At 65.1% G+C, this 15852-nt stretch carries 12 protein-coding genes and 1 pseudogene; 5 read left to right on the forward strand and 8 right to left on the reverse strand.

The genetic code is table 11. The annotated features are described in order from the left end of the window. Window positions 1-37 precede the first annotated feature (37 nt). Together FM111_RS13670 and FM111_RS13675 are read right to left on the reverse strand one after the other, a co-directional pair. Complete coding sequence (locus FM111_RS13670) at window positions 38-2206, reverse strand: prolyl oligopeptidase family serine peptidase (protein ID WP_087141479.1); 2169 nt, start codon at window positions 2204-2206, stop codon at window positions 38-40. A 110-nt stretch (window positions 2207-2316) separates the two neighbouring features. Then, complete coding sequence (locus FM111_RS13675) at window positions 2317-3120, reverse strand: potassium channel family protein (protein WP_087141488.1); 804 nt, start codon at window positions 3118-3120, stop codon at window positions 2317-2319. A gap of 49 nt (window positions 3121-3169) precedes the next feature. Between FM111_RS13675 and dapF the strand changes: the two genes are divergently transcribed. Both dapF and FM111_RS13685 read left to right on the forward strand, forming a co-directional pair. After that, the gene (dapF, locus tag FM111_RS13680; protein ID WP_256968309.1) at window positions 3170-4060 is read left to right on the forward strand and encodes a diaminopimelate epimerase; all 891 of its coding nucleotides are present in this window, start codon (window positions 3170-3172) and stop codon (window positions 4058-4060) included. A gap of 100 nt (window positions 4061-4160) precedes the next feature. Then, window positions 4161-6440: an NADP-dependent malic enzyme gene (locus FM111_RS13685; RefSeq protein WP_087141489.1), complete on the forward strand. Its 2280-nt coding sequence runs from the start codon at window positions 4161-4163 to the stop codon at window positions 6438-6440. Between the two features lie 79 nt (window positions 6441-6519). On the opposite strand, the gene FM111_RS13690 is transcribed toward FM111_RS13685, so the two are convergent. From FM111_RS13690 to FM111_RS13705, 4 genes and pseudogenes are all read right to left on the reverse strand, one after another. Further along, window positions 6520-8199 carry an AmpG family muropeptide MFS transporter gene (locus FM111_RS13690; protein WP_087141481.1) on the reverse strand — a complete coding sequence of 560 codons (1680 nt, stop codon included), beginning with the start codon at window positions 8197-8199 and terminating at the stop codon, window positions 6520-6522. A 54-nt stretch (window positions 8200-8253) separates the two neighbouring features. Then, the gene (locus tag FM111_RS13695) at window positions 8254-9843 is read right to left on the reverse strand and encodes a response regulator (RefSeq protein ID WP_256968310.1); all 1590 of its coding nucleotides are present in this window, start codon (window positions 9841-9843) and stop codon (window positions 8254-8256) included. A gap of 23 nt (window positions 9844-9866) precedes the next feature. After that, window positions 9867-10565, reverse strand: a pseudogene (locus FM111_RS13700) (ATP-binding protein); the annotation flags it as partial. Between the two features lie 77 nt (window positions 10566-10642). Then, window positions 10643-11167 carry a hypothetical protein gene (locus tag FM111_RS13705; protein WP_143276128.1) on the reverse strand — a complete coding sequence of 175 codons (525 nt, stop codon included), beginning with the start codon at window positions 11165-11167 and terminating at the stop codon, window positions 10643-10645. 689 nt (window positions 11168-11856) lie between these two features. Between FM111_RS13705 and FM111_RS13710 the strand changes: the two genes are divergently transcribed. After that, window positions 11857-12090: a hypothetical protein gene (locus FM111_RS13710; RefSeq protein WP_087141483.1), complete on the forward strand. Its 234-nt coding sequence runs from the start codon at window positions 11857-11859 to the stop codon at window positions 12088-12090. Window positions 12091-12636: 546 nt separating this feature from the next. Here FM111_RS13710 and FM111_RS13715 read toward each other — a convergent pair. Further along, entirely contained in the window at window positions 12637-13710 is a 1074-nt protein-coding gene (locus tag FM111_RS13715) for an IS1595 family transposase (protein WP_087141484.1), read from the reverse strand. A 112-nt stretch (window positions 13711-13822) separates the two neighbouring features. On the opposite strand from FM111_RS13715, the gene FM111_RS13720 reads away from it, so the two are divergent. Then, window positions 13823-14137, forward strand: a complete 315-nt coding sequence (locus FM111_RS13720) for a DUF6471 domain-containing protein (protein WP_143276129.1) — start codon at window positions 13823-13825, stop codon at window positions 14135-14137. A gap of 869 nt (window positions 14138-15006) precedes the next feature. Here the strand turns inward: FM111_RS13720 and FM111_RS13725 are convergent. Then, window positions 15007-15219 (reverse strand): helix-turn-helix domain-containing protein, encoded by a 213-nt coding sequence (locus FM111_RS13725; protein ID WP_087141486.1) that lies wholly within the window; start codon window positions 15217-15219, stop codon window positions 15007-15009. A 187-nt stretch (window positions 15220-15406) separates the two neighbouring features. Here FM111_RS13725 and FM111_RS13730 point away from each other — a divergent pair, with 187 nt between their 5' ends. Continuing rightward, entirely contained in the window at window positions 15407-15811 is a 405-nt protein-coding gene (locus tag FM111_RS13730) for a hypothetical protein (protein WP_087141487.1), read from the forward strand. The last annotated feature ends 41 nt before the right edge of the window (window positions 15812-15852 follow it).

Below are 15852 nucleotides of genomic sequence, written 5' to 3' on the forward strand. Positions count from 1 at the left end.
CTGGGTCCCCGCCTCCGCGGGGATGAGCGGGTGTGATTTATCGCTGCGCCGGCTGATCCATCAGCCGACGGGTCAGATAGGTGTATTCCAGCGCGATGCGGCGGGCCGTCTCGCGCAGGTTGGCGCCCGCCGCGTGGCCGCCGTCGGTGTTTTCATAGAAGAGCACCGGATAGCCCAGCGCCTCCATCCGCGCCGCCGCCTTGCGGGCGTGGCCGGGGTGGACGCGGTCGTCCTTGGTCGAGGTGTGGATGAAGACCTCGGGATAGGGCTGGCCCGCCGCCAGACGCTGATAGGGCGAATATTCCTCGATCCAGGCGCGCTGTTCGGGGAGGTCCGGGTTGCCGTATTCGCCGATCCACGAGGCGCCGGCCAGCAGCTTGTGGAAGCGCAGCATGTCGAACAGGGGCACCTGGATGACGGCCGCGTTGATCAGGTCCGGGCGCTGGGTCAGCATGGCGCCCATGAACAGACCACCCTGCGAACCGCCCATAATCCCGAGGTGCGGCTGAGAGGTGATCCCGCGCGTGATCAGATCCTGCGCCACGGCCTGGAAGTCCTCGTGCGCGCGCTGGCGGTTCTCCTGCTGGGCCGCCTGGTGCCATTTGGGGCCGAACTCGCCGCCGCCGCGCGTGTTGGCGATGACATAGACGCCGCCGCGCTCCAGCCACAGCTTGCCGACGGTCGGCGAATAGCCGGGCAGCAGCGACGACTGGAAGCCGCCGTAGCCGTAGAGCAGCGTCGGGTTCGAGCCGTCCATCGCCATGGCGTCCTTGTGGACGACGAAATAGGGGATCATCGTTCCGTCGGCCGAACGGGCCTCGAACTGATCGACGCGCATGCCGCTGGCGTCGAACTTGTCCGGCAGGGCCTTGGTCAGGGCGACCGCGCCGGTCGCCGCATCGGCCAGATAGAGGCTGGACGGGTTCAGATAGCCGGTGACGCTGACGAAGATCTTGTCGTCGCGCTCAGACGCCGAGCCGACGCCGACCGAGACGTTCTGCGGCAAGTCCAGGCGCGTGCGGCTCCAGTCGGCCGGGTCGTAGACATAGACCGAGCCGCGCACGTTCTCGTAAAGGGCCACGACCAGCTTGTTGCGGGTGGCGTTGATCCCCTCGACGGCCTCGCGCTCGCCCGGACGCAGGACCAGGCGGGCGGGCGTCTTCGGATCGGCCAGCCAGGCCTGAAGCGGCCAGGCGATGACATCGCCGGTCTTGAATTCCTGACCCGACGGCGCGGTCCAGTCCTGATCCGTCGTCACCACCAACTGGCCGGCGACCAGGGCGTTGACGCTGGACTTGAGCGGCAGCTCCAGCTTCGTCGTCTCGCCGCGGTCATTCAGCAGCCAGGTCTCGCTTTCGTAGAAGTTGATCCCACGATTCAGCAGCACCGCCTGCAGCACGCCGTCGGCGTCGCGCAAGGTGTAGCTGGAGACGGAGACGTCGGTCTTCTCGCCCGCGAAGACCTCGGCCTGATCGGCCGACGGTCCACGCTTCAACAGGCGCACGGTGCGCGGATAGCCCGAGTCCGTCAGCGAGCCCTCGCCGAAGTCGCGCGACACCAGGACCGTGTCATGGTCGACCCAGGTCACATCGCCCTTGGATTCCGGTAGATTGAAGCCGTCGGCGACGAAGGTCTTCGTCACCGTATCGAACTCGCGGATCGTCACCGCGTCCTTGCCCCCGTCCGACAGGGAGATCAGGCAGTAACGCTCATCCGGCGGCAGGCAGGTCGCGCCCTTGTAGACCCAGTTGGCGCCCTCGGCCGCCGACAGGGCGTCGATGTCCAGGATCGTCTCCCACTGCGGCGCGTCGGTGCGATAGGAGTCCAGCGTCGTACGGCGCCAGATGCCGCGCACATGCTCGGCGTCCTGCCAGAAGTTGTCCACGTGGCCGTCGTGGGTGAAGCCGGGCGACGGAATGCGGTCGCGCGACTGCACCAGGTCCAGCGCCTGCTGGTGCAGACCCTCATAGCGCGGATCGCCCTGCAACGTGCCCAGCGAGGTCTCGTTGTGCGCCTTGACCCACTCCATGGCGCGGTCGCCCTCGACCTCTTCCAGCCACAGATAGGGGTCGGTCGCCTCGCTGGCGGCGAAACCCGGAGCCGTCGAGGCGGCGCTTGCGGATACGGTGGCTTGGGCCATGGCGACGGGTGCGGCTCCGGCGGCGAGAAGAAGGGCGGCGACAGACGCCAGCGAGCGGATGGTCATGAGTGTCCCCCAACGGACGAATGTTTCGCGCGGCACCTTGGCGAGGGCCGGGGCGGGGGGCAAGCGTCTGTAATCTTACAGGCTTGTAATCTTTCGCCGCAGGGCGAGGCTCAATCGCCGTCGTCGGGGATGCACAGGATCTGGCCGCAGGCCTTGCAGTGGACGGCGTCGGGATCGTGCTTCTGAAGGCCGCAGGTGGGGCAGGGGAACTTGACCTTGTGCGGCCGGATCAGCGTCTGCGCCAGGCGGATGAACAGGGTGATGCCCACCAGCATGACGACGATGGAGATGACCCGCCCCCAGTTGCCGGGCAGGGTGATGTCGCCGAAGCCCGTCGTCGTCAGGGTGGCGACCGTGAAATAGAGGGCGTCCAGATAGCCGTTGATGTGCTCGGCCTTGCCCCGGAAATAGGCATAGACGAAGCCGGTCGTCACGAAGACGAAGGTGACCAGAGCCGTCAGGGCGCGCGTGACCTCCTCGACCCGCGTGTCGTCGAAACGGCGGCCGATGGTGCGCCAGAACAGGTCGCTGTTCAGCAGGCTCCAGAACCGCAGCAGCCGCAGGAAGCCCAGATTGGCCAGCCAGGCCGGGAACAGCAGGGTCGCCAGGACAAACAGATCGACCCAGACGATCGGCCGCTTCAACCAGGACCGGATGTCGGAATAGGCGTAGGCCCGCGCCGCCAGGTCCAGCCCCAGCACGGCGGCGATCAGATAGTCCATCACATAGAAGACCCAGCCCGCCTCCTTCAGGATCGGCGTCGCCAGGAAGAAGCCGATGATGGCCAGGTCGATGACGATGACCATCAGGCGGAACTTCACCGCCGCCGGCTGTGAGCCGTGATAGAGGTAGCGCAAACGCGCCCTCAGCCGCAGTCCGTCAGGCTTGGCGGTTTGGCTCTGGTCAGACGTCATCGCCGACACCGATACATGAACCGGCGAAAAATCCTATATGAAGACGATCATGAGCCAGCCCGCCCGCCCCTACATCCGCATGAACGGCGCCGGAAACGCCTTCATCGTCGTCCAGGCCTTCGAAGCGCCCTTCCACCCGACCGAGGCCCAGGTGCGCGCCCTGGCCGACCCGGCGGCGGGCCTGGGCGGCTTCGACCAGCTGATCGGCGTCGAGCCGTCCGAAAGCGCCGACGCCTTCATGCGCGTGTGGAACGCCGACGGCTCCATGGTCGAGACTTGCGGCAACGCCCTGCGCTGCGTCGGCTGGCTGCTGCTGGAGGCGACCGACAAGGAAGAGGTGGTCATCGACACCCTGGGCGGGCCGACGACGGCAAGGCGGGCATCAGGCCGCGTCGGGTCAGGAGCTTCCGAAGGGCCGCCGACCGCGGCCATCCACGAAGTGACGGTGGATATGGGCGCGCCGCGCCTCGATTGGTCCGAAGTGCCGCTGTCGGAAGACATGGACACGCGCGGGATCGAGCTTCAGGTCGGGCCGATCGACGCCCCTGTGCTGCATACGCCCGGCGCGGTTTCGATGGGCAATCCCCACGTCGTCTTCTTCACCGACCAACAGGACGACGCCTTCGTGCGCGGCTCCGGCTCCCTGGTCGAGCATCACCCCCTGTTTCCCGAGGGCGTCAATGTCGGCTTCGCCAACGTCCTAGATCGCAATCACATTCGGTTGCGGGTGTGGGAACGCGGGGCGGGCCTGACCCTGGCCTGCGGCACGGGCGCCTGCGCCGCCCTAGTGGCGACCGCGCGGCGCGGCCTGACCGACCGCAGGGCAAACGTGATCGTCGATGGCGGGACGCTTGTCATCGACTGGGACGAGGCGTCCGGCCACGTTTTCATGACCGGCCCGGTCGAGATCGAAGGGACGGGCTTCCTGCCCGTCGCGTGACGGAGAAACCACGCAATCGGCCTTGACCCAGCGTCAGCGGTTGTCCCCGTCCATCCCACGATCTAGGAACGAAATGCGCCTGCCCCTTCCCGAGATCGAAATGCCCGAATTGACCGATAAACAGACCTTCTCCGACGACGACGCTCTGGAGTTCCACAGCGATCCGACGCCGGGCAAGATCTCCATGGCCCCGACCAAGCCGATGGCGACCCAGCGCGACCTGTCGCTGGCCTATTCGCCGGGCGTGGCCGTGCCGGTCCTGGCCATCGCCAAGGACGTGGACAAGGCCTACGACTACACCGCCAAGGGCAATCTGGTCGCCGTCATCTCGAACGGCACCGCCATCCTCGGCCTGGGCAACCTCGGGCACATGGCGTCCAAGCCGGTGATGGAAGGCAAATCGGTCCTGTTCAAGCGCTTCGCCGACGTCGACAGCTTCGACGTCGAGGTGAAGACCACCGACCCGGACGAGTTCGTCACCGTGGTCAAGAACATCGGCGACACCTGGGGCGGCATCAACCTGGAGGACATCAAGTCCCCGGAATGCTTCGAGATCGAGGCCCAGCTGCAGGACCTGCTGGACATCCCGGTCTTCCATGACGACCAGCACGGCACGGCCATCATCTCGACCGCGGGCCTGATCAATGCGGCCCATATCGTCGGCAAGAAGCTGGAAGACCTCAAGGTCGTCCTGTCGGGCGCCGGTGCGGCGGGCCTGTCGTCCATCGCCCTGATGAAGGCCGCCGGCGTCAAGGCCGAGAACACCGTCATCTGCGACCGCCAGGGCGTCATCTACAAGGGCCGCGACAACGTCTCGCAATGGCAGGCGGCGCACGCCACCGACACGCCCCTGCGCACCCTGGCCGAGGCCATGGTCGGCGCCGACGTGGTGCTGGGCCTGTCCGCCAAGGGCGCGATCTCCAAGGAAATGGTCGCCTCCATGGCGCCCAATCCGATCATCTTCGCCATGGCAAACCCCGACCCGGAAATCACCCCGGAAGACGTCAAGTCGGTGCGTTCGGACGCCATCATCGCCACCGGCCGCTCGGACTATGTGAACCAGGTCAACAACGTCCTGGCCTTCCCCTATCTGTTCCGCGGCGCGCTGGACGTGCGCGCGCGCCAGATCAACCACGAGATGAAGATCGCCTGCGCCCACGCCCTGGCGGCGCTGGCCCGCGAAGACGTGCCGGACGAAGTCGCCGCCGCCTATCGCGGCCGCAAGCTGAAGTTCGGCCCGGAATACATCATCCCGACCCCGTTCGACCCGCGCCTGATCTGGTACATCCCGCCCTTCATCGCCCAGACGGCGATGGACACCGGCGTGGCGCGCAAGCCGATCGAGGACATGGACGCCTATCGCATCGCCCTGCGTCAGCGGGTCGATCCGTCCGCCGCCCTGATGCAGAAGATCCAGGCCAGCGTGCGCTCGGGTCCGAAGCAGCGCGTCGTCTTCGCCGAGGGCGAAGAGCAGGTCGTCATCCGCGCCGCCTGGGCCTTCAAGCAGGCCGATCTCGGCACGCCGATCCTGGTCGGCCGCGAGGAGCTGATCCGCCAGAACGCCGCCGAGGCCGGTCTGAACTTCGATGATCTGGGCATTCAGATCATGAATGCCCGCGTGTCGGACCGGAACGCCGAATACGTCGACTGGCTGTACGCCCGTCTGCAGCGCCGCGGCTATCTGCGCCGCGACGTCCAGCGCATGATCAACCAGGACCGCAACTACTTCGCCGCCGCCATGGTCGCGCGCGGCGAGGCGGACTGCATGGTCACCGGCGTCACCCGTAACTTCAACATGGCCCTGAAAGAGGTCCGTCGCGTCCTGGACGTCACGGACCGCATGATCGGCCTGTCGATCCTGCTGGCCAAGGGCCGCACGCTGTTCGTGGCCGACACCTCGATCCACGAACTGCCCAACGCCGCCGAACTGGCCGAGATCGCGGTCAAGGCCGCCGCCACGGTCAAGAAGCTGGGCCGCAAGGCGCGCGTGGCCTTCCTCAGCTACTCGACCTTCGGCGACCCGCCGGGCGATCGCGGTGAGAAGGTGCGCGAAGCCATACGCATCCTGGACTCCATGGACGTGGACTTCGAATACGAAGGCGAGATGCCGCCGGCCCTGGCGCTGAACTCCGAGGCGCGCGCCAACTATCCCTTCATGCGCCTGACCGGCGACGCCAACGTCCTGGTGATGCCCGCCATCCATTCGGCGGCCATCTCGACGCGTCTGGTGCAGTCGCTGGGCGGCGCCACGGTGATCGGCCCCCTGCTGGTCGGCCTGGAGAAGTCGGTGCAGATCGTGCCCCTGGGGGCCTCGGTCGGCGAGATCATCACCGCCGCCACCTTCGCCGCCTATGCCGAAGGCGTGGAAGTCGAGGGCTGATCGCCCGCTCGATCGCGACGACGTCGAGAGGCGGCCTCCGGGCCGCCTCTTTGCGTTCCAACTCAGGGCGCTTCAGCCTCTAGGCGTCGAGGTTGAGACGGCGGCGCTCCATCGTCTGGCGCACCCACTCCATCGCGCAGAAGACCACCGCCACCACGCCCAGCCAGGCCGCGATGACGAACATGGCCGCATAGCCCTGACGCTCGATCAGTTCGCCCAGGGCCCCGCGCCCCAGCGTGCCGATCAGCAGGGCCAGTGAGGTGAAGACGGCGAACTGCACCGCCCCGAACATCTTGTTCGACAGGGCCGACAGATAGGCCACGAAGGCCGCGCCCGCGAAGCCGCCGGCGATGTTCTCGCCCGCGATGGCCAGCATCAGCCGCGCCAAGGGCTCGCCCACCCCGAAGGCGCCGAACAGCTTGTAGAGGCCGGTCACGCTCATGAAGCCGCCGATCACCGGCGCGCCCATAGCCAGGTCCATCATCAGTAGATTGGTCGCCGCCGACAGGGCCGCGCCCAGCAGCAGACTGGCCATCCGCCCGATGACCAGCAGCGCCCACCCGCCCAGGGCGATGCCGACGATGGTCATGACCACGCCAAAGGTCTTGGACGCCAGGGCGATCTCGGTCTTGGTGTGGCCCAGCGCCCCGCCCGTGTCCCCCATGTAGAAGGGAAAGGCGAACGGGCCCCAGACGCCGTCGGTGATGCGATAGGTCAAGATCAGCCCCAGCACGATCACCGCGCCCCAGCCCAGACGCCCCATCAGCTCGACCAGCGGCGCCAGGATGGCGTCATACAGGGTGTTGGCGAGCGCCGGTCCCTGATCGACCACAGGCGCGGCCTTCGCCTTGCCTCCGCGCCAGACGATGATCCCCGCCAGGACAGCGGGCAGGATCACCGCCATGCCGACGATCCACGGTCCCCAGACGGCGGTGAACTCTCCGGCGCTGGGCGCGGGCTTGACGGTCAGGGCCGTAACCATGAAGCGCACCAGCATGAAGGCCGCCCAGGCCCAGGCGGCCAGGGTGACGGCCAGGGCGGTCATCCGCAGGCGCGGCGAGCCGATGCGTTCGCGCGCAATGGCGGCGCGCGGGGCGGCCTTGGGCTCGGGTGCGATCAGCGTGCCCAGAACACCCAGCCCCATCAGCCCGGCTCCGATGACGAAGGTCGCCGACCAGCCCAGTTGATCGGCGAGCACCAGGGCGCCCGCCCCGCCGACCAGGGCCGCCGTACGGAAACCCAGTTGATAGACGGTCGACAGCAGGTCCACCGGCGTCCGCTCGTCGGCCACCTCGATCCGCCAGGTGTCGATGACGATGTCCTGGGTGGCCGAGGCGAAGGCGCCCAGGGCGGCGGCGCCCGCCAGCACCACAATGGCGCCCGTGCCTGGATGCGACAGGGAGATGGCCAGAAGCGCGCCCGCCAGCACGATCTGGCACAGGATCAGCCATGACCGGCGCCGGCCCATCCGCCCGATCACCGGCGGCGTCAGCCCGACTGCAGGCGACCACAGGAACTTGAAGGCGCCGAACAGCCCGACCCACGACAGGACGCCGATCGTCGCCACCGACACGCCCGCATCCGACAGCCAGGCGTTCAATGTGCCGAACAGCATGGCGAAGGGCAGACCCGCCGAGAAGCCGAGCAGCAGCATGGCCAGGGTCCGCCGCTCGCGAAACGCCGCCTTGAGCACGCCCAGCCCCTTGGGAGACGGCTGCAGCGCCGCGACCTCGGAAGCGGGCGTCTTGGAATCGGTCATACATGGCTCCGGCGGGGCGCCGCCGGGCGATACGGACGACGGACTACTGGCAGATCAGGAAACGGCGACCTTGGCGCGGTTGGCGGCGTTCGTCCAGCGGGCCAGGGCGACGCGCAGAGCGTCCGCCTCCAGCGGCTTGGCCAGATGATCGTCCATTCCCGCCTCGAGACAGACCGCGCGATCCTCAGTGAAGGCGTTGGCGGTCAGGGCGATGATCGGCGTCTGATCCCCCCGTGCGCGCAGCGCCCGCGCCGCCCCCGGCCCGTCCAGGCGCGGCATCCGCATGTCCATGAAGACCAGATCGAAGCGCGCCGCCTTCAGGGCGTCCAGCGCCTCCTGGCCGTCGGCTGCGGTCTGGACCACGCAGCCTTCGCGCCGCAGCAGGGTCTTGGCCAAAAGGGCGCCGACCGGGTTGTCTTCGACCAGCAGCACCCGCACGCCCTTGAAGGCCACATGCGCCACGCGATCGTCATCGCCGGGCCGCACCGGCGGCGCAGGCAGGCCCCGACGCGGCGCGGCCGCCGCCAGAACCCGCTCAGCCAGAGACTCGCGGCGCAGGGGCTTGATCAGATAGCCGCAGAAGCCCGCCGCCCGATAGCGGCTGATCAGGTCGCGTTCGGAGGGGCGCAGAAGGATGATGGCCTGGCCCTGGCTGGGCCGAGCCGCCAAGGCTGCATCTTCGGCGCCCGCGTGGTCGATCAGGGTCACGCCGGCCTGGCGTGCGACCCGGCCGCCTGAGGCCTCGATCTGATCGGTCGCCGCCCGGCGCACGAAGGGGTCCGGCGTGCGGATCGCCACGGCCAGCCCGTCCAGGGGGCGCGTGCGCGCCTCGGCGTCGACCAACACCGGAAACTCGGCTTCAAAGCGAAAGCGGGCGCCGGGACCGTCCGGTCGGTCCTCGACCACGGCGTCGCCGCCCATGGCGCGGGCCAGCCGCTGCACCACCGCCAAGCCCAGCCCCGCCCCGTCGAACCGGGCGGCGTCCGAGACGTCGGCGTGGCCGAATTCTTCAAAGATGCGCCTGCGCGCCGCTTCAGGCACGCCAGGGCCGGTGTCGTCGACGATGAAGGCCAGACGCGCAGGCGCCCCTTCCATGCGTTCGCCGACCGCCTCAACCGCCAGGCGCACCCCGCCCCGGTCGGTGAATTTCACGGCGTTTCCCGCCAGGTTGAACAGGATCTGCCGCAGGCGGCCCTCGTCCGCGATGACGTCCGGCGCGTCAGCGGCCACCGACCAGACGATCTCCAACCCCTTGTCGTGCGCGCGCGGGCTGAGCAGTTCGGCCACGCCCCGCACCAGGCCTTCCAGGTCGACCGGCGCCGGATCGAACTCCAGCGCCTCGGCCTCCAGCCGGGCGTAGTCGAGCAGATCGTTGACCAGGCCCAGAAGATGCTCGGCCGATTTCTGCGCCGCCTCTGCATAGGCGCGCTGGGCGCCGTCCAGACGGGTGCGCGACAACAGGCCCAACATGCCGATCACCCCGTTCAAAGGCGTGCGCATCTCATGGCTCATCAGCCGCAGGAACTGCTGCTCGGGCGAGGTTCCGTCTCCAGACGTCGCCGTCGACGCCGCAGCCTGCCCAACGTCGGGCGCGGCGGGGAAAAGCTCAGGCTGCGACGACGATTTACGACGGGTCTGTCCCATAAGGCCACGCTAGGGCCGAGGAGTTAATTCCAGACGAACGGCGTTTGTCCCGCCCCCGGCTCCTGCACGGAAAACAGGGCTCGACGGCTGGCCTGGCGATCGAAGTCCTCATGGGCTCCGACCGTGCTGCGTCGATACATCAGCGCCTCGGCCACATGGCGGCGCAACACCCCGTCGGCGCCGTCCAGATCGGCGATGGTGCGCGCCAGACGCAGGGTGCGCGTCCAGCCGCGCGCGGTCAGCCCTCCGGCCTCTCCCGCTTTCATCAACAGGGCGCGCCCCGCCTGATCCGGCGCGGCGAACCGCTCCAGCGCCTCACCCGAGGCCCGGGCGTTGAGGGCCTGCATTCCTGTCAGCCCCGCCTCGGCCATGCGGGCCTCCTGCATCTGCATGGCGGCGGCGACGCGGGCGGCGGCCTCGGCCGTGCCCTCGGCCGGGGCAGGCAGGATCATGTCGGCCGCCGTCACCGCCGGGGTCTCCACCGTCAAATCAATGCGGTCGAACATCGGGCCGGAAATGCGGTTTTGGTAATCCTTCTGACAACGCGGGGCCTTGCCGCAGGCGCCCCGCCCAGGCCCGCCCAGACCGCAACGACAGGGGTTCATCGCCGCCACCAGCTGGAACCGCGCCGGATAACGCACATGGGCGTTGGCGCGCGCCACGACGATCTCGCCCGTCTCCAGCGGCTGGCGCAGGCTGTCCAGCGCCTGGGGCGAGTATTCCGCTGTTATGGCGCAAACACACCTAGCATCGGAAATGACCTGTTGATGCGGCTTGAAGGCTGATCGTTCGCGGAGGATCAGCTTTCAGTCACGGCAGTTCCGGCAACGCCAGATGGGGCATGCGACGGCGTTGTTTCTGTTACGGATGGTGCCTCAGGCACGTCCTTGTTAACGAGCGGCTCGATAGGATGAGTCGGGCCGTTGCGTCGTATCGTCTTTAGAAACAGCTTCAGATACTCGAACACTTCCGGGTTATTTCGCATCTTAACGATCTCCGCCCGCGCCCCTTCATTCCCCTCAATCATCGTAAGGGTGTCGCGCATGTAGGCTTCGAGCAGCTTTTTAGAGGCCCCGTGAACCGAACGATCTTGGTGAATCGCGCATCCGACCTCGAATAAGTTCATGAGGCTGTGGAAGTGGTAGATACGTTTCGCGGGATCAGGCTCCTCGAACCGCTCCCAGCCTTGCCGGAACGCTTCCATGATGGCGAGCAGTGTCGCTGCCGAAGAATTGCGATCTGAATTCCGCAAGGCGATCCCCGCGACGACCAGTGCCACAACCGCCACAACGAGTGAACTGCCGCCTACCAGCAGTGAAGCCACCTCCATCCAAGAGGGCGGGGCCTCAGGCATCCTTTTTGGCTGAAGCGGTGCTGGCAGTCGGGGGAGCCGGCGTCGATGCCGACCTCTGTGACGTCGTCTTCAAAGGCGCCGCCGGCATATGCCGCTGGAGATGTGCAGTCGTCATGCTGTTAAGGGCGAAAGCAATGTCGCTCGCGGGTTTTTTGTCGGCCATAGCTGTCGTTACTCTGCGTCAGAATCCTGGGCGGGTTCTGGAGCGGCAGGGGCCTCATACGAGGTTGGTGCCGGATCGAAGTCGGGCATCTGCAAATGCGCCGTAGTGCATGACTTCTGAAGAATCTCGAAGTCGTAGTCCCGATCATGATCGCTGGACATTGTCGTCTCCTTTGAAATGCACCGCACGCTTGGGCGATTCTGGGCCTGCGTCGAATCGTATCTCATCGGCATGTGAAGACAGACTGCGTCGACGCAGAAATGACCGGAGGTCTACCGGCGGTAGCCGGTCACGAACATGGCCCAAGGCCAGCGAGAGGATGTTGACGCTCCATTTCGCCCGTTAGTCAGCCCAGCATGACGCCGACAGCGTCGGGTGCCGCTGCCCCCGCCCAACGGAAAGACGGATAATCCATTCTCTTCGCGAACCAGCGCTATGCAGGCTTGATTTGACGCGACCGTAGCCATACCTCCCGGCGAACGAGGAGAACTGCCCCATGGCTAAATTGCCGACGATCGAAGAGACCATCCGTGCCATCTTGGATGCGGCGCAAACGTACAACCCCCGTCCTGGCGAGATCATCCCGCTGATGGGCGTGCAGATGAAGGTCGGGACAAGGTTTGTCGCAGACGACCTCAACAAGGCGTTCGAGGAGATGGGAAAGCGCGGCTGGGTTGAAGGGAGCGGCAATTTCTTCAAGCTGACCGAGGCTGGCTTCGCAGAAATGTAACCTCGGCTCCGCGTCTGAGGATGAGCACAGGTTCACCATGACCGGTGAGGATATGGCTACGGTTGTTGCCGCAGCCTATGGGGATGTCCAGCCCCAATGAAATCCGCGTCGCGCTGGAGCGCGACTACCGCCTCGCCCTGGGCGAATACGAACGCGCCGAAACGCCGACTGAGGTGATCTTGAACTTAAAGGCGTTGGATGAAGCCGATCGCCGAATTCAGGTCCGAAAAAATGACCTGAAGAAGAAGATGGATAGTCTTGCGTACCTGCTCCGTCGCCAAGTCGACCCGCTATGGACGCCTTACCATTTGAAGCCGCTGCACCCGCGCAAGACGCGCCGGAAAGGCTCGATCGCTAAGGCAGCTTATCAGGCGCTTCGCCGGGCTTCAGAGCCGATGAAGACGCGGGAAATCTCCAGGGAGATCGCTGGGCTGTTGGAGGTCGATGTCAGCGACGCCCGCGCTCTCAACCAATTGGACAACGCCGTCAGGACGTCGATGAAGGAGCGCGTCAAAGATGGCGCTGTTGAGGAATTGGAGGGCCGGCCTACGCAGTGGCAGGTGCTGAGTAGGCCGAAATGGGCGCCTTCAAACGTCCCTTACGCTTCAGCGTCAGCGCCCTTAGTGCGCGTCGACGGTTTATCGAACGCAGAGGTTCGGGCCTTGTCTGCCAGTATCCTGCAAGTTCGGCGTCAGGGGACAGGATAAGGGCACGCGTCATCAGCATGCGGAACTGCTGACCGTTATCGAGCCGGCGGAAATCGTCCCGCCAGGACAACTCGTCAGCGTAGCGCTGAGCGTGGGCGCCGCTAATGTGCAGGTAAACACCTCGCTCAGCGCGTCGGATGCGACTGTGTTGGGCCTCGACCATATTGGTGTGCACGCCGTCCACCATCAGGCCGACGCTGTGGTTGACCGTCGAGTGGTCAGCGAAATGCATGAGGTAGCGCGAGTAGGCCGGAGATTCATCGGTCACGACATGCGCATCCGGGCTCACAAATTTCTTGATATAGGGGTCTGCGGCCTTCTCCGTCGGCACGACCCAAGCCCTGGAGCGACCGCCAGGACGTCGTTCGCGCGCCGTCACGATCGAGCGGCGCTTTGTGTTGAACTGCTTGCGACCGTCCCCTGTGCGGTCCTTGACCATGTTCGCCTGGCGCACAGAGCCGTTGTTATAGAGGCCGTCGATGTCGACATCGCCTGTCAGGATGGTGTCGGCCTGCATCGCAGCCATCACCCGCGACAGCTTTTTGCAGATGACGAATGCCGTCTTGTACGAGCAGCCCAGATCGCGGCTCATGCGCAGAGCGGCATTGCCGTTCACGCCATTCACGAAAAGGACCACCGCCAGCATGATGTCGGCGTAAGACATCTTCCGGCTCCGGAAGACCGTTCCAGAGGTGACGGTGAACTGCTTGTCGCAGCCTTTGCATTTGAAGAGGCGGCGCGCTCGGTACTCGTAAATCGCGCTTATCCCGCAGCGCGGGCAGAATGGCTTCCCGTCATTCGCAGCAAACCGGATCGACTTGAACATCGCATATGCTTCCTCCTCGCCCAGACGGGCGACGTCGCGGACGGAAATCGTCCGCGCCTTTGCTGAGAGGAGAAAATGCTGAGCCAAACCGTCCTTTCCGCACAAATGACACCAGATATGATGTCGTTTGCACGGAAATCCGCGACGTTGTCAAGCTGAGCGCCGCCAATTATGATGACATTTGTAGCGGAGCCTGATGATGTCTGATGAAGCCGAGAGCCTTTCCGACGATTTCGATTCCAAGAAAAACGCAGCGGAATTGGAAGCCGGAGGAGCGGCTATAGCCAAGGCCCTTCTAAGGGCTGAGATGGCCAAGCGGCGACTTACCTATGAGTCCCTAGCTGCGTTGATGTGGGATTTCGGCATCGAAGAGAACGAGCGAAATCTACGTAACAAGCTGTCGCGCGGATCATTCTCTGCGGCTTGGTTCTTCTCGGTGATGATGATGATGGAGGTGAAGTCGTTGGACTTCTCTCACGCCTATGACTCGGTTTCGGACGCGCTGAGCGCGTAGGTACTGTCGTTAGCGAAGCGTTGCCGAAAGAACTAAGCCTGATGCGCTGGCGGGGACAGATACAAGGAACTGGCCGAACTTTTGAGGCAGCGCGGCACCGGCTCAACGGCGAACGAGGCGAATGCCCGCAATCAGATCAATCGGGAACATTTTTGGCGGCCACGCTCATCGAGTCCTGCCTGGCGATGAGCAGCGATGTGGTGCGGCTGGGTGAGTCTGGGGAGAGCGACTCAAGGCCTACTTAGCCGCTAAATCGACGCAGAAGACAATAGCGTGCCGCTACAATATTGGATGCTGGTAACGGGTAAGTAGGAGGTCAGGGTTATTGATCGCCTATGGCACTCGCACCGATAAGCTTCATTCTTCACCACGACGCACCAGATTGGGCGACTAATGACCAAGAGTACGTCTGGGGGCCTGTAGGCAGCGGCGACGGCACTGATGTGGCCGCCCACAAACGAGCGGATGGACAATTGGAAGTCGTGATCCGCGCTTATGGCTACGAACCTATAACGCTGCTGGTCGAGCTACCCGCGCCTAAGCGTGGCGGCGTGAGCCTTATTGTTCAGTGGCTCGAAGGCGGTAAGGCACGTCTGACGCTAAATGGCGAAGTGGTCCATTACGCCCCGCTTCAAGCGCGGCCAAAACTTCGCCCTCCGTCAGTAGGCGGTCATTGATTCTGATTTCTTTCGGGATGCAGAAGACGACACGCCTTCCATCCGGTAACACGGTTTCCGAATGAAACATCTGTACCTGTAGGCGCGAGATCATCGACTTCGCGGTGCTTGATTGAGTTCGGTCAGACCCCAGCCCCGCCAAGCATCTCATCTCCAAACCTTACCATAATTCGGTGAATTGTCAAGAATTCACTACGGCCCATGGTCGTAAAACGCCGTCGGATGGACACCTAGCACTTCGGCCAGCTTACCTAGAACCGCCACCGTCGGGTTGCCTTCACCGCGTTCGATCCGGCCTAGGTGCCGCATCGCTAGACCCGCTTCTCCGGCAAGCGATTCTTGGCTCAGTCCGCGCTCCTTGCGCAGACGCCTGACGTTCGACCCGACGATCTTCTCCCATTCCATCCGCCGGATCGTGTTAGCGGAGCGGTAACCTCTCTAGGACATCTATGTCCTATCTGGGGCGGGGATGCGATATGGGCTGCCTGATGAGCATCATCTTCGGCGTGGTCGGCTTTTTCGTCGCCGGGCCGATCGGAGCGATCATCGGACTGCTCGTAGGCATTCTCGGCGCCGTTGGTGGAAAACGTCGATGAAGTTCAAACTAACTGCATTGCTGATGGTGAGCACGGCGCTGACTGGCTGCGCAACCGTCGAGCCCGAATACCGCATGATCCCGACAGGCGATCACAACGTCGGCGTCCGGTTCTCGCGCGGGAACGCTGCGATGGTGTCGAACGGGCCGGCCGGCTCCGTCATGCTGTTGCCGGTCCGGTATAACGCGACGTCGAAGATGTTCTTCGCTGTGGCGGCCTTCAACACCTCCGGCCAGCCAATCAACTTCGGTACAGAGGATGTCCGCATCTTCCTGGAGGACGGGCGGCGGCTCTACGTGCAGGACTTCAACTATCTGCGCCACCAGGAGCGGATAAAAGCCCAGCGCGATCTCAACGCGGCATGGATCGACGCAGGCGTGGAGGGTTTGACGTGCCCCTGAGAATTTCCTCCACGCGGAGCTAGAGTCCGCCCCTTGAAAGG

This window comes from Brevundimonas diminuta 3F5N (assembly GCF_900163625.1).
Taxonomy (GTDB): domain Bacteria; phylum Pseudomonadota; class Alphaproteobacteria; order Caulobacterales; family Caulobacteraceae; genus Brevundimonas; species Brevundimonas diminuta_A.